Annotated in this window: 1 protein-coding gene; it reads left to right on the top strand. The window is 49.6% G+C overall.

Annotated features, from left to right (window positions below):
- On the top strand, positions 1 to 262 hold a 262-nt coding region (locus SB753_RS38440; RefSeq protein WP_410805338.1), incomplete at both ends, for a hypothetical protein.

Here is a 262-nt window from a genome sequence, read left to right as displayed (position 1 = left end):
CCTTCTTCCTGGATGACCGCTACAGGAGGTATTTCACCGGCCTGCTAGGGTTACTGAAATGGCGCGCGCGCCGTTTTTCCTTTGCAGCGTTCCGAAATGGTCTGCAAGCTTGCGTGCGGGAAACGATGTCATGTCAATTGGTGATTTTTATGTCGAGGCTTTTCCGGCTTCTACCGAATTGCAAAAAAGTGAAAGTATCGGGAAATTGCCTGAAGTTTTGCCTGTTCACCACATCTAACATGGACGTTCTGCTGGGAGTTGC

The sequence above is a fragment of the Paraburkholderia sp. SIMBA_053 genome (assembly GCF_046534895.1).
GTDB classification, from domain to species: domain Bacteria; phylum Pseudomonadota; class Gammaproteobacteria; order Burkholderiales; family Burkholderiaceae; genus Paraburkholderia; species Paraburkholderia caledonica.
The sequence above is the reverse complement of the archived record's forward strand: the minus strand, read 5'-3'. Positions and strand labels throughout refer to the sequence as shown.